This window comes from Fluviicola sp. (genome assembly GCF_039596395.1).
In the GTDB taxonomy this organism is placed as follows: domain Bacteria; phylum Bacteroidota; class Bacteroidia; order Flavobacteriales_D; family Crocinitomicaceae; genus Fluviicola.
Window position 1 is genome coordinate 1,106,441 of the sequence record NZ_JBCNJT010000001.1, and the last position, 20,033, is coordinate 1,126,473.

Consider the following 20,033-nt stretch of genomic DNA (forward strand, 5'->3'; position numbering starts at 1 on the left):
TTAAGGTATTTCTAAGTATTTATGAGTTTGTAAAGAAATCTTCCATTTCGGATGATTTTTTACGTACTCGATAATTGTTGGCAATAATTGTTCCCTTTTTGACCATTCCGGCTGTAAATAGAGAACACAGTTTTCATTCACTTTTTGCGAATGGCCTTCTGCCCATGCCAAATCCGATTTATGAAAGATAACAATTTTTAGTTCCGAAGCCTTCAAATAAGCTTCTTCAACCGGTGCTTTAAATTTTTTAGGAGAAAAAGTGTACCAATCTACCTTCCCGGATAAATCACTGGTACCCGAAGTTTCAATAGCGACGTATTTCCCGATGGAGTGGAGTGCATCCACCAAAACAGTCAGGTCATACATGGCAGGCTCTCCTCCGGTAATAACGACCAATTCCCCCGGATATTGGGAAACCAGGTTTTTTAATTCCTCCACACTCATCTTCGGATGGATATCCGCATCCCAGGATTCTTTGACATCGCACCAAACACAGCCGACATCACATCCTCCCAATCGAATGAAATATGCAGAGGTTCCCGTGTATTTTCCTTCACCCTGTAACGTGTAGAAATGTTCCATAACGGGGTAGAAAGTAGAACTGTATTGTGACATACTTCAAAGGTAATTATCAATTATCAATTATCAAGTATGAATGTAGGATTGCTTGATAATTTAGTAATCGGTAATTGATAATTAAGACAAGACTTCCAGATCGCTGATCTCGTTAATGTTGAGGACAATTGTCCCGTTATCGTCTGCATGGAAATTCTTTTTGAATTTCACACCGGTTGCCCATTGGTGTTCGGCGTAAGAGTGTTTCCGAATCACTGTTTGGGAGTAGGTTTCATCGAATGCTTCAATAATAATGAGCAATTCTGCCAGTTTTCCCCTGATTTCTGCCAATGTAAGGTCGTATAACGGAGAATCTTCGTTGATGAGATGTACGAGTGTCCATGTTAGCGGGAAATAGCGCACGAAATCAACCTCCAACGGAAGCGTATAGTATTGACGGTGAACCATACCTGTCTCCGAATCGTCGTCTACCAGTGAAAGCATCACATGTACTTTGGTATTCAGGAGCACACTGTTTCGCTGATTCACAATTTTGAACATCAGTGCCATTTGGTCTTTATGCGGTGTAATGATGACATTGTGTGAAAAAGCAATTTTGGTAGAAGGTCTGGAGAACCGTCCGTATATCAAACCGGTTGCAATGGCAAAAGCGATCAACCCTACGAAAGCTTCCATGGCAGCAATGAAGGAAGTGAGATTGCCGATAGGAGCAATGGCCCCGTAACCAACGGTTGTAAAAGTCTGGGCACTGAAATAAAAAGCTGCCACGAATTCGTTTTGATTGGGATTGATCCCGTGCAGGTGTTCCGTTCCGATCCAGCAATAAATTCCTGCAAAGAACAGGTTTGCCACCAGGAAACTTCCGACCAGGAAAAAGCCGAATTTCCAGGTATTCAGATCGACTAAATATTTATAGAAATCCTTAAGCATGCGGACCGTACCGATCCGTTTGATGTTGTAGGAACCGTCCTCGTTTAAAATGCGTTTGACTGATTTTTGATAAGCTGTTCCCAAACCGGGATCCTGTGACTCGTATTGTTTGAATTTGCGTTGTTTGTCCATGTGGCCTTTTGAAATAATACTTGAAGTTAATCAAACTATGGAATTGGAAACGACATTTTTGAGCAAAAAAAATCCCGATTCTTTTAGGAACCGGGATCTTGTAGTATTAATTAGAGCGATTACGCTGTAACTCCTAAAATTTCAGCCATTTTCGAACCAATGTGAGCCGGAGAATCAACTACGTGGATTCCGCACTCGCGCATGATACGTTTTTTAGCTTCTGCTGTATCGTCATCACCACCAACGATTGCACCTGCGTGACCCATTGTACGTCCTTTTGGTGCTGTTTCACCTGCGATAAATCCGACAACCGGTTTTGTGCCGTTTTCTTTGATCCAGCGTGCAGCGATAGCCTCAAGGCTTCCACCGATCTCACCGATCATGATGATTCCTTCTGTTTCAGGATCGTTCATCAACAATTCAACGGCTTCTTTGGTAGTTGTTCCGATAATCGGGTCACCACCGATACCGATTGCAGTTGTAATTCCCAATCCTGCTTTAGCAACCTGGTCAGCTGCTTCATACGTTAAAGTTCCCGATTTGGAAACAATCCCGATTTTTCCTTTTTTGAAAACGAATCCCGGCATGATACCTACTTTCGCTTCATCTGCAGTGATCACACCCGGACAGTTTGGCCCGATCAAACGAGCTCCTGTACCTTTCAGGTATTCTTTTGCTTTCACCATGTCATTTACCGGGATACCTTCCGTGATACAAACGATCACTTTGATTCCTCCGTTTGCTGCTTCCATAATGGCATCAGCTGCAAATGCAGGCGGAACGAAAATAATAGAAACATCAGCACCAGTTTTTGCTACTGCATCAGCAACTGTATTGAAAACAGGACGATCCAGGTGAGTTGAACCACCTTTTCCCGGAGTAACACCTCCTACAACGTTTGTTCCATAATCAATCATCTGACCTGCATGGAAAGTACCTTCACTTCCTGTGAATCCTTGTACAATTACTTTAGAGTTTTTATTAACTAGAACACTCATGTTTGAGAATTTAGATTTCGTTTTTAAAATGCGATTCAAAAATAGCGGTTTCTTTTCGTTTTAACAATGTTTTGAGTGAATTTATGTTGCTAAACAATGATATTTTCATGGAATCCTGAAAATCCTTAAAAATGAGGTTTTTAGAGTTTTTAAAATCGGTTATTGGTGTATTGGCAGGATGGTTGAATAAGTCTGGTTTATTGCTCTATTCCAACAGGCTTTTATGCATTTACACACAATAAATGAGCAATTACGCTGTTAATCAATCATTAAAATATCGTTTTATGAAAACCTGCATAGCTCTATTATCCGTATTGATTACCGGGATTGGTTTTTCCCAACGGGCGGATTCATTAAAAACCAAAAACACGCGTTTTATTGTCAAGATGACTCATGGAATGACAGGCCGTGTGAATTTTGATTATACCAACGCGGAATGGGAAAAAATGACCCCTGGATTTGAGATTCCGGATTCACTGAAGCCGATGGACCATCAACTCAATTTCAACGATAATATCCGGTCGATCTCTAACGGTTCTTATTATATGTTCTCCTTTTCATTCATTAATAATAAAAAAATGAACCAGGCAGATCGTAAGTTTTTGGCAACAACAACAATTCACCTGGGTTACGGGCCGGAAATAGCCGCAAGAAAAGACTGGTACCATGAAAACAAACAGGTGATAGATACGCTGAGTTCTTCCCAGACCGGACAGGAGTTTTACGTGATGGGTAACAGGAACCAGAGTATTTCAAAGATTTATCACTCCCAGACACTTGTTTTCGGTGCGGGAGAACACATCGCCACAAACCCGAACCGTATTTTCCAATTTGAAACCGGTTTGGATGTTTTGTGTTTACTTAGTCTTTCCAGTAGAATAAAGGCTTCTTATATTGACACATATATAGTTGAGGGCTTACCGCAGGATCCGAACGGAGGGTATTATCCGGCATATCCGTATCCTGCAACCGAAGATATCCGTACAGAAACATTTTCCAGCAAAGTGACTGCCGGGTTAATCATGCGCGTGCCATTGGAAATCAGCTTTAAGTTGTCGCGGACAAGTCCTGTTGCAAGCCGTATGCGCATAGGAGCAGAGTTGAATCCCGGATTGACAACGGTATTTACAGGAGGTTTGATCACCAGTAATTTCAATGTCAGCGGGGGAATGAATTTTCGTTTTGCTTTTTAAAGGTCATTAGCAAGGGATAAAGCTTTAATTTCTAATTTTGGGATATTAAAACCAACTGATGAAAGCCTTTATCCCTTGTTTGTTCCTGCTAATCACCGGAATAAGCTTTTCTCAAAAAAACGATTCCATTAAGCCGAAAGCGATTGCTTTTGCAGTGAAAGCCAGTATCGGTGGAATTACGCCTAATAAAATTGCTTTTTCTGATGCCGGCTGGGACCGGTTAACTCCCGGATTCCAGGTTCTTGATTCATTTCAGGTTAATCCGACCGGGACAGACCAATTTGCAGGGGAACCGGATGATTCGTATAACGTTTTCTCCTTTTCCTTTCTCAACAACCCGAAAAAGCAGACTGGAAAAAACTATCGGTTTTCCACAACTATCCATATCGGCCAAGGTCCTGAGGCAAAAGCTTCGAAGTACTGGGTCCGTGACAACAGGACTATTATTGATACCTTATCTTCCGGGCAAACGGGAACAACTTATTTCGTTTATGGTAACAGACGGCAGGAGATACAAAAACAGTACCGGATAAAATCATGGATGATCGGACTGGGAGAGCGTTTTGCGCTGAGACCGGGTAAGATTTTCCAGTTTGAAACAGGATTGGATGTTTATATGCTGCTTGGCAAACCTTCCGTTCAATCAGCTACCTGGGAAAGTTACATCGTAGAGGATATTAATGGAAGCACTTACCAGTCTTCCACTCCACAGCCGGTGTTAAATCCATCGCAAACTACGAATTATGCTGCAAAAATGTCGGAAGGATTATTGGTTAGCATACCGTTTGATATCAGTTTTGCCTTATCCAAGAATAACCCGTTCTTCAAAAGAATCAGACTTGGACTGGAAGCGAATTACGGAATGGCTTTCCAGTTTACAAAAGGGAAGACGAGTTACACGGAAAGCAAAAGCTGGGCTCTTAATTTACGCTATGAATTTTACCAATTCAGAAGACCTTTTCAATCGAAATCTCAAAAATAAGCGTCGAATTTGCAGGGATTTTATCCAGGCCGTCATCTCCGTATCCCAATTGTGGCGGAACGACCATGCGCAGTTTTGTTCCGGCAACGTGATTCAGGAGTCCCAATTGAAATCCGCCGATCAATCCTTTTAAATTGGATTTCAACGGTTTTCCCGGTTCCGTCTGGTCGAATTTTCTTCCGTTGGTGAGTGTTCCTTTGTAGGAAAGTTCCAATTCACTTCCCGACTGGATTTTTTCTGTTCCGGTTCCTTTTTCCAGCACTTCTACTACCAGGCCTCCATCCAGCACTTCGTAGTTCCAATGGTGCTTTTTGGCATATTCTTCCGCTTTTGAAACGAAACCGCTTTTTTCTTCTTCTGAATAAGTGTTGCAGCCCAAAACGATCAGGCCGGTCAGCAATATAACTAATAGATTACGCATATCAATATCGAACAGGAGTTACTTCATATCCTTTTTGCCGGAGCAGTTCAATTACTCCGTTTGATCCGCCTAAATGTCCGGCGCCGACTGCAAAGAAACAGGATTTGGTTTTCATCAGTTCCTCCATTTTGGGGATCCAGTTGTGGTTTCTTTTATCCAACAGTTCTTCCGCAGAACTTCCCAGTTCATCACTTTCCTGGATTAGTTTGGCCAATTTTTCAAGATCCTGATCATGGTAATAACGGACCATTTCCCGGAAGTTTTTTTCACCTTCCTCCGGATTTCTCACCGATTCCATGATCATTTCAGCCATTTCCTCGGACGGGATTTTATCAAAAATTGCCAATTGGTACTCGACTGTTTCAAGGCCACTTACCGGGATTTTGTTTTGCTGAGCGCGCGATTCGATTTCCATATCGATCATGCGTACTTTCCCGGTGATCATTTTTTGCAGGCTCAGCTGTAATAAGGTAAACGGTTTTCTTTTTTCGAGTGCCTTTTCAAATTTTGCGGGTTGTGTTCCCAATAAATCTGCTCCCCAGTTCAATACCGAATCCTTTTGCTGCGGAGTGAAAATATCGAAACAGGAACCTGAATCCAATTCCATGAGTTTCATAGCCGCACTCTGATCGTTCAGATTCGCAATCTCCAGAATCACTTCATTGGACCTGGAAATGATTTTATCCAGTTTTCCGGGAAAATAATAGAGGGAATCCGGGATCATGTGGATCGTGCCGAAGAGGTAAGAAACGGTTTTATCCTTTCCTTTCACCTGGTACAACAGCGAATTGTTTTGTCCGAAGACAAGTCCCGAAAGGAATAAAAAAATCCAGGTCAAAAAACGCATGTTATTTTTCCAGGGTTAATTCGGCCAGGTAATGATCGTCTTCTTCCAATACACGAACTGCCTTCAAACCAACTTTTTTGGAAGCCTGGAATAAATTGTCGAAATCTACGTACAGCCAGTCGAACCAAGGTCCTTTTTGCTTTTTGTATTTCATTTGAAAACGGAAGTTTCCGTAGTATTCCGTATTCAGATCCACCCAAAGCGCTCCGTCTTCATCCTCATAAAGGGAATGAATATCCGAAGAATCGCACAAGATCTTTCCGCCCGGATTCAATAAGGATTTTGCATGCTCCAGGGTTCTTTCCAGGTTGGATAATTTCCCGGCGATGCCGATTCCGTTCATTAACATCAAAATGGTATCGTATTTCCGGTCTTTCAGGGAAAAGAAATTGATGCGTTCTGCGTTCAAGTCGTTGCTTTTCAGGTACTCAACCGCTCCTTCAGAAATGTCGATACAATCGACTTTAAACCCAAGATCCTGCAGATATGTTGCATGAATTCCTGCGCCTGCACCAACGTCCAGTACGTGTCCTCGTGCCAGTGAAAGGGCTTTTTGTTCGATCGGAGGCATTTCATCGTATTTTCTGAAAAGTACTTCCAAAGGAATAATATCGTCTTCGCAAATGTCGGAAGAAACAATAATGTCTTCCGGGCGTCTTTTGTCTGCGTATTCTTTGATGGCTGCTCCAATCGGATCGCCGTATTTTTTTTCGTTGCTCATACTTAAAAGTAATTATGAATGAGTCAATTATCAATTATCAAGAAATGAAATCTTGATAATTCAAGCATTCATAACTGATAATTAATATTCGTATTCTTCGTAACCTGACAAATCATCTTCGTCGTAACCATCGCCGAAATCTTCGTCAAAATCATTGAAATCTTCGTCTTCTTCTTCGCCGAAGAACGCATCATCCTGGATCATTTTTGAATCTTCAGGAGGAGCCGTTCCTACTGCCAATGCTACTTTCGGTTTGTCAACAATTTCTTCGTTGCGTTCCTGCAATTCGATCAGGAAAATCCACATTCTCAGGAAATCATATACCAAAATGATCTTTTGGTCGGGTGCTTCTATAAAATTACTCAGTTTAGCTTCCGACATGACACTTGTGATTTCCGTGTCCTCATCGGAATAACTCATATCCATCAAACTGATCTCATGACCTTTGTCCCACTCATCGTTGGACATAAAAAATGAACCGATCTCTTGTCCTTCAAAATTGAAAGAATTCAAAATAGCCCGGTAGAAAGACTCAAAGTTATCGTCCTCATTGATGACAATGTCTCTGAATACTTCCTGATCTTTTTCAGAATCTAATAACACGCGAAATTTTAGCGCACCCATGCAGTTGTTTTTTTACAAAGATACTTCAAATTGAAAATGTAGAATTGAAAATTGAAAAGAAGTTCAATTGTTCAAAAGGTTCAAAAAGGTTAAAAGTTCAATTTTTTGAATGATTAACCTTTTTGGACAGTCAACCCGAGCTCTTCGCCGATTTGCAGCATCAAATTTTTTGCCGTTTCGAAATCGTTGGGGATTTCTCCTTCCAGGATGGCTTCTTTGATGCGGTTTTTGATTGTTCCGATCTCACCGCAAGGTCCAATATTAAAGGTCGACATGATCAATTCCCCGGAAATCGGCGGTTGGAAGTTCCTTACATGGTCTTTTTCTTCAACCGCTTTCAACTTCTCTACTACCAGTTCGAAATTTCTCTTGTATTTCTTGACTTTGAATTCGTTTTTAGAGGTGATATCCGCATTGCACAAAGTCATCAGGTCGTCGATATCGTCGCCGGCTTCAAAAAGCAACCGTCTTACTGCCGAGTCAGTCACATTGCTTTTTACCAGTGCGATCGGCCTCAAATGAAGTCGAACCAGTTTCTGCACATACTTCATTTTATGGTCAAGCGGAAGTCGTAACCTTGCAAAGATTTTCGGAACCATTCTGGCTCCCAATTCTTCGTGTCCGTGAAAGGTCCAGCCAACCTGGGAATCAAACCGTTTGGTAGGTGGTTTTGCAATATCGTGCAGAATAGCGCTCCATCTCAGCCATAAATTATCGGAATGCAGCGCCACATTATCCAATACTTCCAGTGTGTGGTAAAAATTGTCTTTATGGCTTTTCCCGTCACGTGTTTCCACTCCATGCAAAGCAATCATTTCCGGGAAAAACTGGTGAAGCAATTTCGTGGAGTTCAACAACTCGAATCCTCTGGATGGTTTTTTCGCCAGGATGATCTTGTTCAACTCATCCATGATGCGCTCTTTTGAAATAATTTCCAGTCGGGACGCATTTTCAAGAATGGATTTCAAACTACTCATTTCAATCTGGAAATCCAGCTGTGTAGCAAAACGGATTGCACGCATCATACGTAAAGGATCATCCGAATAGGTGGTATCTGGATCAAGCGGTGTGCGAAGGATTCCTTTGTCCAAATCGCCCAATCCATTGAACGGATCGACCAGGTTTCCGAAAGTTTCTTCCCGCAGGTCAAGTGCCAGTGCATTGATGGTGAAATCGCGTCTTTTCTGATCATCGCTTAGTGTTCCGTCTTCCACAATGGGTTTTCTGGAATCGCGTTGATAAGATTCTTTTCGCGCTCCGACAAATTCCACGTCCAGGTCTTTATAATTGAATTGCGCTGTTCCAAAGTTCTTAAAGAGATTGACTTTTTTCACGCGCAATTTTTCCCCGGCGGCTTCTGCCAGTTCCATCCCGTTGCCTACGACCACAATGTCAATATCCTTGGAAGGCCTGTCCAGCAGCAAATCCCGCACAAATCCACCGATTACGTAAGCCTCTAGGCCTTTTTCGGAAATGATCTGTGAAACAACCTTAAAAACAGGATGTTTGAGTTTATGAGCGAAATTTTCTGTTTGCATGCGGGCGCAAAGTTACTGAATTAACTGTAATCAGCTTCGGATAACTTGTATGGAACTGTCTAATCCGATTTTTATAATTTGCGAAGGAGTTGTAAGTTGTTCGTTCGTTCTTAATTCCACAATAGCATCAACGCGTTCTTTGATCTTCGGATCGATGGTGCTGAAATTAGTCGGAAAGGGCATTCCGGAAATATTGGCGGATGTTGAAACCAGTGGTTTGCGAATACTACGGATCAATGAAAGACAGACAGGATCTTTTGTCAGCCTGATACCCACAGAACCATCCTGTGCCAAAACACTCGGAGCCAATCCCTGTGCGTTCGGATAAATAATCGTCAAAGGTTTATCGGACAAGTCGACCAGGTCATAACAAACATCCGGAAATTCGGGAATGTACTTTTCAATCATCTGAAAACTGTCGGCCAGCAAAATAAAGCTTTTATCTGCCGGTCGTTCCTTAATCTCCAGAATTCGCTGACAAGCTTCTTCGTTGGTAGCATCACAGCCAATTCCCCAAATAGTATCCGAAGGATAAAGGATAGTCTTTCCTGTTTTGAGTGCTTCGATGATTGCTGGATCGATAGTCATGAGTTTAATTTTCGGCAAAGTTAATCGAGAAGACTCAAATGATAGGCTTTTTTGGGTTCGAAATCGAATAATGCTTCCAACTTTTTGTACATCTCTATTTGCTCTTTAGTGATTTCCACACAAAGTGAATGAGGAGAATAACTTACATTTATTAACCCGGCATCCCAAAGTTTTGTCAAGTGGTCATGAATGGTAGATTTAGATAAACGAAGTCTTTCGGTTAGTTCTCTATTTGTTAAGTTAGGATGTTTTATGAGTAATTGAACCATTTTAACTCTGCAAGGGTGAGCAAGAGCTCTTCCTGCAAGTGAAATTGAGATTTGTTTAGGGGTATAAACAAGAGGCTTTAACGTTGGCATAACATGATGTAAATTAAATGAATAACAAGTTTTCTTAATTAATTTAGGAAATATTATCGCTTGAAAAAAGTGTTTTTGGAAAAAAAAGAATTTAAGAATTTCCAAATTCGGGTGTTCCCAAAGATACGAACAGATTCAATCTTAATAAATTGATTTACAGTGTGTTGTTGTTTTAAGATATCCGATTTTCATTCGATTCTTTTTACTAATTTTATCACTCAATCCATTTTCTGTGAAAAAAATATTGATTATCGAAGACGATCCGCAAATTAGTTCACTGGTTCAGAAAGGACTGACGGAAGAGAACTTCGAAACAAAAATTGCCAACAACGGACTAAAAGGATTAGACGAGTTCCATTTTTGGAATCCCGATTTGATCATATTGGATATCATGCTTCCGGGACTAAACGGAATGCAGGTTTGTTCCAAGATCCGGGAAACGAGCCAGGTGCCGATTTTAATGCTTACGGCTCTGGGGACTCCGGAAAATGTTGCACTCGGACTGGATTCCGGGGCGGATGACTATTTGCCTAAACCTTTCAAGTTTATTGAATTAAACGCGCGTGTCCGTTCTTTACTCAGAAGGATTGAAAATCAAACGGTAACAGCAAGTACGCTTTTTCATTTCGACGATTTGACGATGGATGACGACCGGAAAACAGTTACCCGGAATGGAAATCCGATCAGTCTCACTTCGACGGAATATCGGTTATTGTTGCTTTTTATCATGAATCCCCGCAAGGTGTTTTCGCGAATGGATATCTTGGAGGAAGTTTGGGGAATCGATTTTGAATCCGGGACCAATGTGGTAGATGTTTATGTGAACTACCTGCGAAAAAAACTGATGCAGTTCGGTGGTTCTAAGCTGATCCATACGGTGATCGGAATGGGATATGTAATGCGAGAGGAGGAATGAAAATTCGTGTACGGATCATTTGGTTGCTGAGCAGTACGTTTGCTGTTTTGATCCTGTTGTTCAGTACGGTTGTTTACGTTCTGTCTTCCAATTACGTTTTCAACGACTTTTACGACCGGCTTGAAACACGTACCAATACAACGATTCGTATTGAGCTGGACCATCGGGGAGATAAGGAGTTTGTGAGAGAGTTCAAACAGGAATACCTGGAGAAATTGCCGGATGAAAAAAGCATTGTGGTAGAAGTAAACAGGAATAATATGCCGATTCTCAATACGCGCCAGACGAGAGAGGATTCGGGATTTATCCGGAAAGTAATCCGATATAAAACGGCACAGGAACGACATGGAAATTTGCTGCGTTACGGGAAAATCTATGTTTCGAAGAAGGGAAAAAGCTTCGTGGTCTATACTTCTGCAAGAAACATGTACTATACGAAATACAAGCATTACCTGGGCGGATTGCTGATCTCGATGTTTTTTTCGGCGGTTTTCCTGATCATCATAGTTTCCCTGTGGCTATCCAAACGACTCATTAAGCCCATTACTGATCTGAGCACAAGTGTTCATCACATTGGTACCGAAAACCTGCATTTCCGGATTGAGAACAAGCAGGAGGGAGACGAACTGGGAGAATTGATCCAAACCATGAATAACATGCTGGACCGATTGGAAACCAGTTTCGAAACACAGAATAATTTCATCAGTAATGCATCGCACGAATTAAATACACCGCTGACAAGTATCATCGGGCAGGCAGATTTAATGCTGAGCAAGGACCGAAGCGTGGAAGATTACAAAACCGCTTTGAATCATATTCTGGAACAGGCCGAGAAGTTGAATAAGAAAACAAAGGCTTTGCTGTTCCTGGCTCAAACCGGATTTGACGGAAAGAAAATGACCATTGAGAAATTGCGCATTGACGAGTTGATCTTTGAAACAATAGAGACTGTAAACCGCATTATTCCCGGAAACAACATTAAGTTCGACTTCGGTAGTTTGCCTGAAAACCTGGATGCATTGGAAATTAAAGGGAATTCGCAATTACTTCAGCTGGCTTTGTCGAATGTGCTTTTAAATGCGAGTAAATATTCTGAAAACCAGGATGTGCGTATTTACCTGACGCATACAAAAGAAACGATTTCCATTCATGTCCAGGACAATGGAATTGGAATTCCACCGCAGGATTTGGGCCATATTTACGATCCGTTCTTCCGGGCTTCCAACACCAATTCGTTTGAAGGTTATGGAATCGGGTTACCGCTTACCCGGAATATCATGCGCCAGCATAAAGGCAAAATCATTGTGCATTCGGAAGAAGAAAAGGGAACATTGGTGAGCCTCGTAATTCCCTATAAATCTTAAAGAAACGTTAAAACTAAAATTCTAATCCCGTTTTAATCCGGCTCTTATACCGTCCTTATAGTCGTGCTCTACATTTGTTCAAAACAAGCAGATATGAGCACAACAATTCTTATACCGACAGACTTTAAAGTTTCCTCTTTGGAACCGCTTAAAGCATTATTACAATTCCAATCGGAAGATTCGATTAATGTGCTTTTGGTGCACGGGATTTACCTGTCAAATTCCATTTCGGATTTACTCTTTTTTGACCAGAGCGATTTGAAAATTGAAATGGCAGGAAAGGAATACCTGACCAAATTGTATGAACTGGAAAAAGAACTCGGACCGAAAGTGTCTTCGATTCAGGTTGTTTTTTTCAGTGGGTTTACGCAAAGTTCGTTCGAACAGTTTACAGAAACCAATAAGGTCGATCGGATCATTATTCCATATGAATTAAGTTTCGACTGGTCTCACAAGAAAAGCATGGACGTGATTCCGTTCCTGCAGAAATCGAAAATTAAAAAACAACTCATTGCCTGGGATACGAACCAGTATTCCAATAAGAACAATCAAATCATTGTCACTTCATTAATATGAAACGGAAACTAGTTATATCGGCATGTCTTGCAGTAATCACACTGACTTCATTCGGTTACTATGTCTTCAGTCATTCGGCTTACCCGGAAGTAGCGATAGTAGGAGAGTGGAAAGAAGTTTCATGGGTATATGACCGGAATAATGTGGATGAAAAGGTGAAGCAGGAAATCGGTGAGGATGAGCGGATTGATATTGCCAACCATTTGGTGATCCATGAATTTGAGAACTGGACTTTCAAGAAGAATTACAGTATCAAGCTGCACGAACGGACAGGCAAAGAACATTGGGCGAAATGGCGACTCAAAGACCGGGGTCGGATCCTTACATTACTCAATAATGACGGAACAACGGAAGCTTATTCGGTTGAATCCCTGAAGAAAAATGAATTGGTACTTCACTTTGATACCGATGTCCACGCACGTGGAATAGTGAAGATTACACTCAAAAAAGTAAATTAAGATGTTACGTAGATATAGCAATAGCAGAACATTTCAGGATAATTTAAGATTAGGAGTTTTCACCGCGCTGATTGCGGGAATGGTGAATTTAGCTTCATTGGTCTTGTTTTATTCCTTTACGTCGAACCTCACGGGGCATTTTGCGATTTTGACGCAGGAAATTGCCGATGGAAAATGGTTCCAGATGTTGGTGGTCCTGTTTTGGATCCTTTTGTTCTTTTCAGGAAGTTTCCTGTCGAATAACCTGATTATCAACAGCACGAAAAAGAACGCGTTCATCTCGCATAGTATCCCGATGGTGCTGGAAATAGGGTGTTTTATTTTTGTGGGGATTTACGGGCAGTTTTTCTATACAGAAACGCTGACCCAAACAGAAATCCTGGTTTCCGTGCTTTTGTGCTCCATGGGGCTTCAAAACGGGTTGACGGCAAGTATTTCCAATTTCCAGGTAAAGACTACGCATTTAACGGGTTTAACGACCGATCTGGCGCTTCATTTATCCATGCTTACCAAGAAAAAGTACCGCATGAATGTGCAGGTCGTTGAAAAAACAAAACTAATGGCTGCCATTATGGGATCGTATGTTGCCGGGGGGATTTTTTCCGGGTTGATCATTCATTATGTGCAATTCCAGGTATTTTATTTCATTTCAGCGGCGATGCTGGGGGTTTTGGCTTACGATTTTGCGAAGACCTATGTTCCGTTCTTTATGAATAAAAAACAGCATGACGCAACTTTGAAAGCCAGGCTGGAAAAGCTTCAGAGTTCGATTAAAACAAATACAAGTAAGAAAAACAGTGTGTTGGAGAGTAAGTAATTATTCTTCTCCTGTAAACTTTTTATACAAATCAGGTCGCCGGGTTCGAGTTCGCTCGATGGCCTGCTGTTCTCTCCACTGCTCGATTTTTCCAAAGTCCCCGGATAACAACACTTCGGGGACTTTCCATCCGTTAAATTCCGGAGGACGTGTGTAAACCGGAGGTGAAAGCAAATCATCCTGGAAACTGTCCGTAAGTGCAGAGGTTTCATCGTTCATAACACCCGGAATCAATCTTCCGATACTGTCAACAACCACTGCAGCTGCCAATTCTCCTCCCGTAAGGACGTAAGATCCGATCGAAATTTCCCGGGTAATGTAATGTTCGCGAATGCGTTCGTCGACACCTTTGTAATGCCCGCAAAGAATCATGATATTTTCTTTTAAACTCCAGGAATTGCTGTGTCTTTGCTCCAGTAATTCTCCGTCGGGAGTCATATAAATGATCTCGTCGTAGTGGCGTTCTGCTTTCAATTTCTCTATCAATGTCACAATCGGCTGAATGGCCATAACCATTCCTGCACCGCCGCCATACTGGTAGTCGTCTACGTTCCGGTGTTTGTCTGTCGAATAATCACGGATGTTGTGAACATGGATTTCCAGTAATCCGCGTTCCTGGGCACGTTTCATCATGGAAACGTTGAACGGGCCTTCTAAAAGTTCCGGAAGAATGGTAAGAATATCGAATCGCATGCCGCAAAGTTAGTCAAATTCATCCGATCACTTCTTTTTACCTGCTTTGAAATAGGCGAACTGAAAAATTGCGAAAAAAAGACCTGAAAATAAGCAGATTGACTATATTCGCTGCCTGATTGTTACTAGTTACGAAACCAAATTATTCACATGAAAATCATCTTAGCTCTTGCTCTTGCGTGTTGTTTCTCCTCCGGAGACGGTACTGTTTATATCTGCGATTCTCCGGGTTCTGTTGCCTATCATTACAAGCGCGATTGCCGCGGACTCAATAACTGCAAGCACGAAGTGAAGAAAACTTCCGTTGCCGAAGCTGAAAAATTGGGCTTGAAATTATGCGGATGGGAAGACTAATGGTTTCCCACGGATGAACACTGAGGAACAAGGAAGTTGATGTTATTTGATTACTGATTTCATATCCTCTATACATTGTGTTGATCCTGTTTTCATAACTCCAATCATAGCTTTTTTTAAGTCGATTAATCCACTATATTCCTGGAGTTTGTTTAAAAAGTAATTTTTATCTCTGATCATTTTTATGTCAATTAATTGCGTGTTGTAATCCAGGTATGGAAGTATAAATTGATCTTTTAACTCTTTGATTAATTGATATTCGTGTTTCTGAATAAAATCAAAGTTTTTACAATCAGATTTCAAATTGTTTAAATGGCTAAAAATGCTATCGTTGTATATCTGTGAAAATGAACTGGAATTTAAGATGAAATTGATTTCATCTGTTCTCGGATTATATATTTCTACTGGTTTTAAATTGGTTAATTGTTCATTGAATGAAGAATTGTCTTCATTTTTGAGAGCTAAACAAAGTAAATCTATATCATTTATTTGCTTTTGTAATTTGGATTCAATGATTTGTAACTCTAATGAATCTTTGGAAAGTTCATTGATAATAAGATTGAAGTGACTCTTTACTTCGGAAATAGTTTGACGATTCTCTTTAAATTGATCGATAATTAGTGCTAAAGTGATACCAATAAATATTGCTACAATTTCAATAATAATTTGTACCAAAAAATTGTTTTCTTTTTTCATGAATAGTGTTTTAATAATAGTGGAAAATTAACTTTTCTGCAGATACCTGTACTCTTTTACGAAAGAAAAAGAATTGAACCATCATTCCCGTTCTCAATTCTCATTCTGTTTCCGGCTGTTCATAAAGACAACGGTCGCTACGATCAGCAACACTCCGAACCATTGCATCAGTGAAATGTGTTCTTTCAAAACGAGATGGGCGGAAAGGATCGAAACCGGTATTTCCAGTGCGATTAAGATTCCCGCAATTCCCAGGCCGATTAATGGAATTCCGCGCGTGAACAGAATAGGAGGAATTACCGTTCCGAATAAGCCCAGGACCAACCCGAATTTCAGGAAAATCATCCAATCCAGGTGAGGGGGAATTTGTACGTTCCAAAATGCGATCACGGTGAGAAATCCGCCGGTAACGAGGTAAAAACTGCGTGTGAGGCTGGGAATTTGTTTTTCCACATGGTTGGAAGCGTGTAAACTGATCGTGTATGACAAAGCCGCGGCCAAACCATACAATAACCCGATAAGAGAAAGTTTGACGTCCTGCTGGATCAGGTTTGTGGCAAAAACAGTCCCGATCAATACCACCAAACTTCCGGCAAGTTTGCTCCAATGCGCCATTTTACGCTGCTGGATCATTTCCCATACCACGCTCATCCAGATGGATTGCATCAGCAAAATGATACCGATGGAAACCGAAACGTATTGAATGGAAATGTAGTAAAGACAGCTGGTCAATCCCATGGAAATCCCGAAAAGCAGGAGTTTTACTTTGGATTTTGTTTTCGGTTTGGGGAGCTCCGGTTGTTTGCGGTATTGGATGGTCATCAATATGAAAAGCGAGACCACGCCTACCAGAGCCTGGTAAAAAGTCAATGCGCTGGTATGGGCTCCGGAGTTGTTGGCAAATTTGACGATCGTGGCAAGAATACCATAGCTTGCAGCTCCCAATCCCACGAAAATAACCCCTTTCAGCTTGCTCATACTTCCAATTGAAACCTAAAATTACTGCTTTTTTTGACCCGGAAAAGGACCCGGAATTGCTAAAGCGTTGTAGTGAATGAAATAATTCAAAATGGTGAATTCAAAATGCATAATCAGAGGTTTCGGATTTTTATAAAGGTCACACTCTTTGCTCCAAAGTCTTTGCGCCTGGGTTCATTCATCCACATTAAAAACCGCTCGACTTGTTTCTGAAACGATTGGTCACAAATGAAAAAAAGGCTAATAATAATCCCGGACAATCAGCCAATCTTTGTTCCAAATCAATACCCATGAAAACAGGACTACTCATTTGTTTGCTCATTTCCTTCCAATCTTTTTCACAGGAGAAAACCTGGATAAAAGGGCGCATTTCCGACCCGAAGAACGCAGGTGTGGCAGATGCTGTATTGTTTGTGTATTCAGCAGATTCGACCCTTTTGTCTATGGCTGTTTCGGAAAAAGACGGGAGTTTTGAAGCAGATGTGATCCCTGTGGATTCTGTTTTCATTCGGGCTACTCACGAGAGTTTTACGGAATTTACCACTGCGGTCATTCCTTTTGCGGAAGCTTCGAACCTGAACCTGGCTTTTCAGAATAAGACCAAAGAAGTGGAAGAAGTAACGGTTTCTGCCACCAAGCCGGTCATTGAACGGAAACCCGGAATGATGGTTTTGAACGTGGAGCAATCACTGAGTGCAACCGGCTCTTCGGCTTTTGAAATACTGGAAAAATCTCCGGGAGTGAGTATCAGTTCGACAGACAATATCAGCCTGAACGGGAAAGGCGGCATTATTGTCCAGATCGACGGGAAAGCACAGCCGATGTCGGGAACGGACCTGGCGAATTACCTGCGGGGAATTCCTTCTTCAGCCATCGATAAGATCGAATTAATAGCCAATCCATCTGCCAAATACGATGCAGCGGGCGCTGCCATTATCAATATCCGGCTGAAAAAAGATACGCGCCTGGGAACGAACGGAACGGCGACCGTTAATTACGGGCAGGGAATTTACCCGAAGGCAGGAGCAGGGATTTCACTGAATCACCGCAACAAGAAAGTGAACGTATTCGGATCGTATAATTATGCTTACCGGAAAGGGTTCAATCACCTGGTGCTGGAACGCCGTTTTTACGAACAGGACACATTCAGGGGCGCTTACATACAGGATAATAACCTAAAATTTCCCGTTTCCAATCACAGCGCGCGTTTCGGGATGGATTTCCAGCTGAACCGGAAGAATGCCCTGAGTATTTTAGCAAATGGAATGAGCAATGCATACACTATGGACGGAGTTAACCGCTCGGATGTGCAACTGCAAGAGGATGTTACTTCGTCGCGTTTTGTGACGACCAATCAACGGAAGGACAACTGGTTTAACGGTTCTGCCAATATCAACTTCAAACACATACTGGATTCCGCAGGTTCGGAAATCACGGCTGACCTGGATTATGCATCATACCAGAACACCAATGACCAGTTGTTCAATACCAATTACTTCGACATGAACGGAACGGCCATTCAGAATCCGTATATCCTGACCGGAGATTTGAAAGGAAAACTGGCCATTCATGCAGTGAAAACGGATCTGCACAAGGTTTTGAATGCTAAAAATTTCCTGGATGCGGGTTTGAAATCCAGTTATGTTATTGCCGACAATGACCTGGAGTTTTTCGACCGGAGCAGCGGAGCCCCGGTTTACGACAGCACGAAAAGCAATCATTACATTTACCAGGAAACAATCGGTGCCGGGTACCTGACCTGGAATTACGAAGGAAAAAAATGGTCTTTCCAACTGGGAACACGTGGGGAATATACCCATGTAAAAGGAACTCAGCGCATGACGAATGCTGTTTCGGATACCGGTTATTTCCAATTATTCCCGACTGCGTATTTGGGATACAACCCGACAGAAAAGCACCATTTTGAATTATCGATGAACCGCCGGATCGACCGTCCGAGTTACGATCAGCTGAACCCTTTCAAATTCTACCTGGACCCATCGACTTACAAGGAAGGAAACCCGCATTTACGTCCGCAAACAACTTATACGTTTGAATTGGGTTATGCCTTTAAAAATGTCCTGTTTGTGAACACAGGAATTGCTACCACGAAAGACAATATTACAGAAGTCATTGCGCCTTTGACACAGAACCAGAACGTCACCGTTCAGACCAATATCAACCTGAAACGTGCAGATCTGATCTACGCAAATATTTCGGCTCCCGTGCAAGTGACCAAATGGTGGAACAGTGTCAATAACATCAATGCATATATTGCGCTTTATTCCGGGAATGTGGCCAATACGAATCTTCAAAACCGTGGTTCGGGAGTATTGATCCTGAATACGGTGAATACTTTCACGCTGAAGAAAGACTGGTCTATCGAATGGAATGCTTCTTACCACACACCGGAAATTTATGCGTTTGACCACATCAAGGAAATCTGGCATACGGGAATCGGAGTTCAAAAGAAAATCCTGCAAAGCCGCGGAGTGATCAAATTTGCCTGGACGGATATCTTCTACACCAATTACATTCGTGCGAATGTGGCTTTCACAAATTACACCGAGTACTTTGATGTCAAACGAGACACACGTGTGGCAACTTTAAGCTTCACCTACAAATTCGGGAAAACCAGTGTTGCCGGAAGCAGAAGAAGGGGAACGGGGGCTGATGATTTAAAAGGCCGTGTGAATACGGGTGGAAGCTAGATCACAGGTTGGAAGGAATACCATTCTTTTCGGTGTAGTTCTTTATTCCGCTTAGTTGTTCGGGATTCACATCTTTTGCAGAGATCACGTTTGCGACCAGTTTGTTTTGCCAGATCAGGATCAGGCCTGCCTTTTTTCGGATGCGGATTATCTCGTTCCATTTAACGGTTGAGGAAAATCCTTCTTTGGAAATGGCGACTCCTTTATCTGAAAAGTCATAGGTGGTTTCCTGGCGGATCCGCGGATTGCTTTGGTAATGCCTTTTGGCGTTATTGAAAATGCTGAATGCAAATAAACCCAGGAATACAATTGCCACAAAAACGAGCATGTAAGCATCTTTGTTATGAAAAAAGATCATGGCCACCAAAGCACCGATGATTAACGCAATAACGGCTATCAGCAGGAAGAGCACTTGTAAGCGTTTGAGCAATAAAATCCCGGTAAGTTTCGCGAATTCGGACTGGGAGAGTGTTGTTTTGATCTGCATGGTGCAAAATTACGAATTACGAATTACGAATTACGAATTGCGAATTGCGAATTGCGAATTGCGAATTGCGAATT

23 protein-coding genes are annotated in these 20,033 nt (G+C 41.8%); 9 read left to right on the forward strand and 14 right to left on the reverse strand.

Annotated elements, in window-relative coordinates:
• From ABDW02_RS04625 to sucD, 3 genes are all read right to left on the reverse strand, one after another.
• The gene (locus ABDW02_RS04625; protein ID WP_343632581.1) at positions 1-615 is read right to left on the reverse strand and encodes a 7-carboxy-7-deazaguanine synthase QueE; all 615 of its coding nucleotides are present in this window, start codon (positions 613-615) and stop codon (positions 1-3) included.
• An 81-nt stretch (positions 616-696) separates the two neighbouring features.
• Positions 697-1,638: an ion channel gene (locus ABDW02_RS04630; protein ID WP_343632583.1), complete on the reverse strand. Its 942-nt coding sequence runs from the start codon at positions 1,636-1,638 to the stop codon at positions 697-699.
• Between the two features lie 119 nt (positions 1,639-1,757).
• Entirely contained in the window at positions 1,758-2,636 is an 879-nt protein-coding gene (gene sucD / locus ABDW02_RS04635; protein ID WP_294674580.1) for a succinate--CoA ligase subunit alpha, read from the reverse strand.
• Positions 2,637-2,920: 284 nt separating this feature from the next.
• Between sucD and ABDW02_RS04640 the strand changes: the two genes are divergently transcribed.
• Together ABDW02_RS04640 and ABDW02_RS04645 are read left to right on the forward strand one after the other, a co-directional pair.
• Positions 2,921-3,829 (forward strand): hypothetical protein, encoded by a 909-nt coding sequence (locus tag ABDW02_RS04640; RefSeq protein ID WP_343632586.1) that lies wholly within the window; start codon positions 2,921-2,923, stop codon positions 3,827-3,829.
• A 58-nt stretch (positions 3,830-3,887) separates the two neighbouring features.
• Complete coding sequence (locus ABDW02_RS04645) at positions 3,888-4,811, forward strand: hypothetical protein (protein WP_343632588.1); 924 nt, start codon at positions 3,888-3,890, stop codon at positions 4,809-4,811.
• Here ABDW02_RS04645 and ABDW02_RS04650 read toward each other — a convergent pair.
• The 7 genes from ABDW02_RS04650 to ABDW02_RS04680 form a co-directional block, all read right to left on the reverse strand.
• Positions 4,777-5,232, reverse strand: a complete 456-nt coding sequence (locus ABDW02_RS04650; protein WP_343632590.1) for an FKBP-type peptidyl-prolyl cis-trans isomerase — start codon at positions 5,230-5,232, stop codon at positions 4,777-4,779. The two genes, ABDW02_RS04645 and ABDW02_RS04650, sit on opposite strands and share 35 nt — an antisense overlap.
• Position 5,233: 1 nt before the next feature.
• Positions 5,234-6,079, reverse strand: a complete 846-nt coding sequence (locus tag ABDW02_RS04655) for a TraB/GumN family protein (protein ID WP_343632592.1) — start codon at positions 6,077-6,079, stop codon at positions 5,234-5,236.
• Position 6,080: 1 nt separating this feature from the next.
• Positions 6,081-6,800, reverse strand: a complete 720-nt coding sequence (locus ABDW02_RS04660) for a class I SAM-dependent methyltransferase (RefSeq protein ID WP_343632594.1) — start codon at positions 6,798-6,800, stop codon at positions 6,081-6,083.
• A gap of 81 nt (positions 6,801-6,881) precedes the next feature.
• Positions 6,882-7,424 carry a hypothetical protein gene (locus ABDW02_RS04665; RefSeq protein WP_343632596.1) on the reverse strand — a complete coding sequence of 181 codons (543 nt, stop codon included), beginning with the start codon at positions 7,422-7,424 and terminating at the stop codon, positions 6,882-6,884.
• A gap of 113 nt (positions 7,425-7,537) precedes the next feature.
• A complete protein-coding gene (locus ABDW02_RS04670) occupies positions 7,538-8,962 on the reverse strand; it encodes an HD domain-containing protein (protein WP_343632598.1) in 1,425 nt (474 codons plus the stop codon).
• A gap of 30 nt (positions 8,963-8,992) precedes the next feature.
• Entirely contained in the window at positions 8,993-9,550 is a 558-nt protein-coding gene (locus tag ABDW02_RS04675) for an L-threonylcarbamoyladenylate synthase (RefSeq protein ID WP_343632600.1), read from the reverse strand.
• A gap of 20 nt (positions 9,551-9,570) precedes the next feature.
• Positions 9,571-10,014, reverse strand: a complete 444-nt coding sequence (locus ABDW02_RS04680; RefSeq protein ID WP_343632602.1) for a winged helix-turn-helix domain-containing protein — start codon at positions 10,012-10,014, stop codon at positions 9,571-9,573.
• A gap of 127 nt (positions 10,015-10,141) precedes the next feature.
• On the opposite strand from ABDW02_RS04680, the gene ABDW02_RS04685 reads away from it, so the two are divergent.
• From ABDW02_RS04685 to ABDW02_RS04705, 5 genes are all read left to right on the forward strand, one after another.
• Positions 10,142-10,825, forward strand: coding sequence for a response regulator transcription factor (locus ABDW02_RS04685; protein ID WP_343632604.1), 684 nt, complete (start codon positions 10,142-10,144; stop codon positions 10,823-10,825).
• Positions 10,822-12,189, forward strand: a complete 1,368-nt coding sequence (locus tag ABDW02_RS04690; protein WP_343632606.1) for a HAMP domain-containing sensor histidine kinase — start codon at positions 10,822-10,824, stop codon at positions 12,187-12,189. The genes ABDW02_RS04685 and ABDW02_RS04690 overlap by 4 nt, the downstream gene beginning before the upstream one ends.
• Positions 12,190-12,282: 93 nt before the next feature.
• Positions 12,283-12,765: a hypothetical protein gene (locus ABDW02_RS04695; protein WP_343632608.1), complete on the forward strand. Its 483-nt coding sequence runs from the start codon at positions 12,283-12,285 to the stop codon at positions 12,763-12,765.
• Entirely contained in the window at positions 12,762-13,223 is a 462-nt protein-coding gene (locus ABDW02_RS04700) for a hypothetical protein (RefSeq protein WP_343632610.1), read from the forward strand. The genes ABDW02_RS04695 and ABDW02_RS04700 overlap by 4 nt, the downstream gene beginning before the upstream one ends.
• 1 nt (position 13,224) lies before the next feature.
• Entirely contained in the window at positions 13,225-14,040 is an 816-nt protein-coding gene (locus ABDW02_RS04705) for a YoaK family protein (protein ID WP_343632612.1), read from the forward strand.
• On the opposite strand, the gene trmD is transcribed toward ABDW02_RS04705, so the two are convergent.
• The gene (gene trmD / locus ABDW02_RS04710) at positions 14,041-14,733 is read right to left on the reverse strand and encodes a tRNA (guanosine(37)-N1)-methyltransferase TrmD (protein WP_343632614.1); all 693 of its coding nucleotides are present in this window, start codon (positions 14,731-14,733) and stop codon (positions 14,041-14,043) included. It abuts the gene before it with no gap.
• 150 nt (positions 14,734-14,883) lie between these two features.
• Between trmD and ABDW02_RS04715 the strand changes: the two genes are divergently transcribed.
• Positions 14,884-15,087 (forward strand): hypothetical protein, encoded by a 204-nt coding sequence (locus ABDW02_RS04715; protein WP_343632616.1) that lies wholly within the window; start codon positions 14,884-14,886, stop codon positions 15,085-15,087.
• A 42-nt stretch (positions 15,088-15,129) separates the two neighbouring features.
• Here ABDW02_RS04715 and ABDW02_RS04720 read toward each other — a convergent pair whose 3' ends face one another.
• Together ABDW02_RS04720 and ABDW02_RS04725 are read right to left on the reverse strand one after the other, a co-directional pair.
• On the reverse strand, positions 15,130-15,783 hold the full coding sequence (locus tag ABDW02_RS04720) for a hypothetical protein (protein ID WP_343632618.1): 654 nt from the start codon (positions 15,781-15,783) through the stop codon (positions 15,130-15,132).
• A gap of 93 nt (positions 15,784-15,876) precedes the next feature.
• Positions 15,877-16,761, reverse strand: a complete 885-nt coding sequence (locus ABDW02_RS04725) for a DMT family transporter (RefSeq protein ID WP_343632620.1) — start codon at positions 16,759-16,761, stop codon at positions 15,877-15,879.
• Between the two features lie 290 nt (positions 16,762-17,051).
• Between ABDW02_RS04725 and ABDW02_RS04730 the strand changes: the two genes are divergently transcribed.
• The gene (locus ABDW02_RS04730; RefSeq protein ID WP_343632622.1) at positions 17,052-19,472 is read left to right on the forward strand and encodes an outer membrane beta-barrel protein; all 2,421 of its coding nucleotides are present in this window, start codon (positions 17,052-17,054) and stop codon (positions 19,470-19,472) included.
• Between the two features lies 1 nt (position 19,473).
• On the opposite strand, the gene ABDW02_RS04735 is transcribed toward ABDW02_RS04730, so the two are convergent.
• Positions 19,474-19,959: a YcxB family protein gene (locus tag ABDW02_RS04735; protein ID WP_343632624.1), complete on the reverse strand. Its 486-nt coding sequence runs from the start codon at positions 19,957-19,959 to the stop codon at positions 19,474-19,476.
• Positions 19,960-20,033: the final 74 nt, after the last annotated feature.

Bases quoted from the DNA above. Each gene is read 5' to 3' on its own strand.
- ABDW02_RS04625 (WP_343632581.1), bottom strand. From the start codon at position 615: ATGTCACAATACAGTTCTACTTTCTACCCCGTTATGGAACATTTCTAC.
- ABDW02_RS04630 (WP_343632583.1), bottom strand. From the start codon at position 1,638: ATGGACAAACAACGCAAATTCAAACAATACGAGTCACAGGATCCCGGT.
- sucD (WP_294674580.1), bottom strand. From the start codon at position 2,636: ATGAGTGTTCTAGTTAATAAAAACTCTAAAGTAATTGTACAAGGATTC.
- ABDW02_RS04640 (WP_343632586.1), top strand. From the start codon at position 2,921: ATGAAAACCTGCATAGCTCTATTATCCGTATTGATTACCGGGATTGGT.
- ABDW02_RS04645 (WP_343632588.1), top strand. From the start codon at position 3,888: ATGAAAGCCTTTATCCCTTGTTTGTTCCTGCTAATCACCGGAATAAGC.
- ABDW02_RS04650 (WP_343632590.1), bottom strand. From the start codon at position 5,232: ATGCGTAATCTATTAGTTATATTGCTGACCGGCCTGATCGTTTTGGGC.
- ABDW02_RS04655 (WP_343632592.1), bottom strand. From the start codon at position 6,079: ATGCGTTTTTTGACCTGGATTTTTTTATTCCTTTCGGGACTTGTCTTC.
- ABDW02_RS04660 (WP_343632594.1), bottom strand. From the start codon at position 6,800: ATGAGCAACGAAAAAAAATACGGCGATCCGATTGGAGCAGCCATCAAA.
- ABDW02_RS04665 (WP_343632596.1), bottom strand. From the start codon at position 7,424: ATGGGTGCGCTAAAATTTCGCGTGTTATTAGATTCTGAAAAAGATCAG.
- ABDW02_RS04670 (WP_343632598.1), bottom strand. From the start codon at position 8,962: ATGCAAACAGAAAATTTCGCTCATAAACTCAAACATCCTGTTTTTAAG.
- ABDW02_RS04675 (WP_343632600.1), bottom strand. From the start codon at position 9,550: ATGACTATCGATCCAGCAATCATCGAAGCACTCAAAACAGGAAAGACT.
- ABDW02_RS04690 (WP_343632606.1), top strand. From the start codon at position 10,822: ATGAAAATTCGTGTACGGATCATTTGGTTGCTGAGCAGTACGTTTGCT.
- ABDW02_RS04695 (WP_343632608.1), top strand. From the start codon at position 12,283: ATGAGCACAACAATTCTTATACCGACAGACTTTAAAGTTTCCTCTTTG.
- ABDW02_RS04700 (WP_343632610.1), top strand. From the start codon at position 12,762: ATGAAACGGAAACTAGTTATATCGGCATGTCTTGCAGTAATCACACTG.
- ABDW02_RS04705 (WP_343632612.1), top strand. From the start codon at position 13,225: ATGTTACGTAGATATAGCAATAGCAGAACATTTCAGGATAATTTAAGA.
- trmD (WP_343632614.1), bottom strand. From the start codon at position 14,733: ATGCGATTCGATATTCTTACCATTCTTCCGGAACTTTTAGAAGGCCCG.
- ABDW02_RS04715 (WP_343632616.1), top strand. From the start codon at position 14,884: ATGAAAATCATCTTAGCTCTTGCTCTTGCGTGTTGTTTCTCCTCCGGA.
- ABDW02_RS04720 (WP_343632618.1), bottom strand. From the start codon at position 15,783: ATGAAAAAAGAAAACAATTTTTTGGTACAAATTATTATTGAAATTGTA.
- ABDW02_RS04725 (WP_343632620.1), bottom strand. From the start codon at position 16,761: ATGAGCAAGCTGAAAGGGGTTATTTTCGTGGGATTGGGAGCTGCAAGC.
- ABDW02_RS04730 (WP_343632622.1), top strand. From the start codon at position 17,052: ATGAAAACAGGACTACTCATTTGTTTGCTCATTTCCTTCCAATCTTTT.
- ABDW02_RS04735 (WP_343632624.1), bottom strand. From the start codon at position 19,959: ATGCAGATCAAAACAACACTCTCCCAGTCCGAATTCGCGAAACTTACC.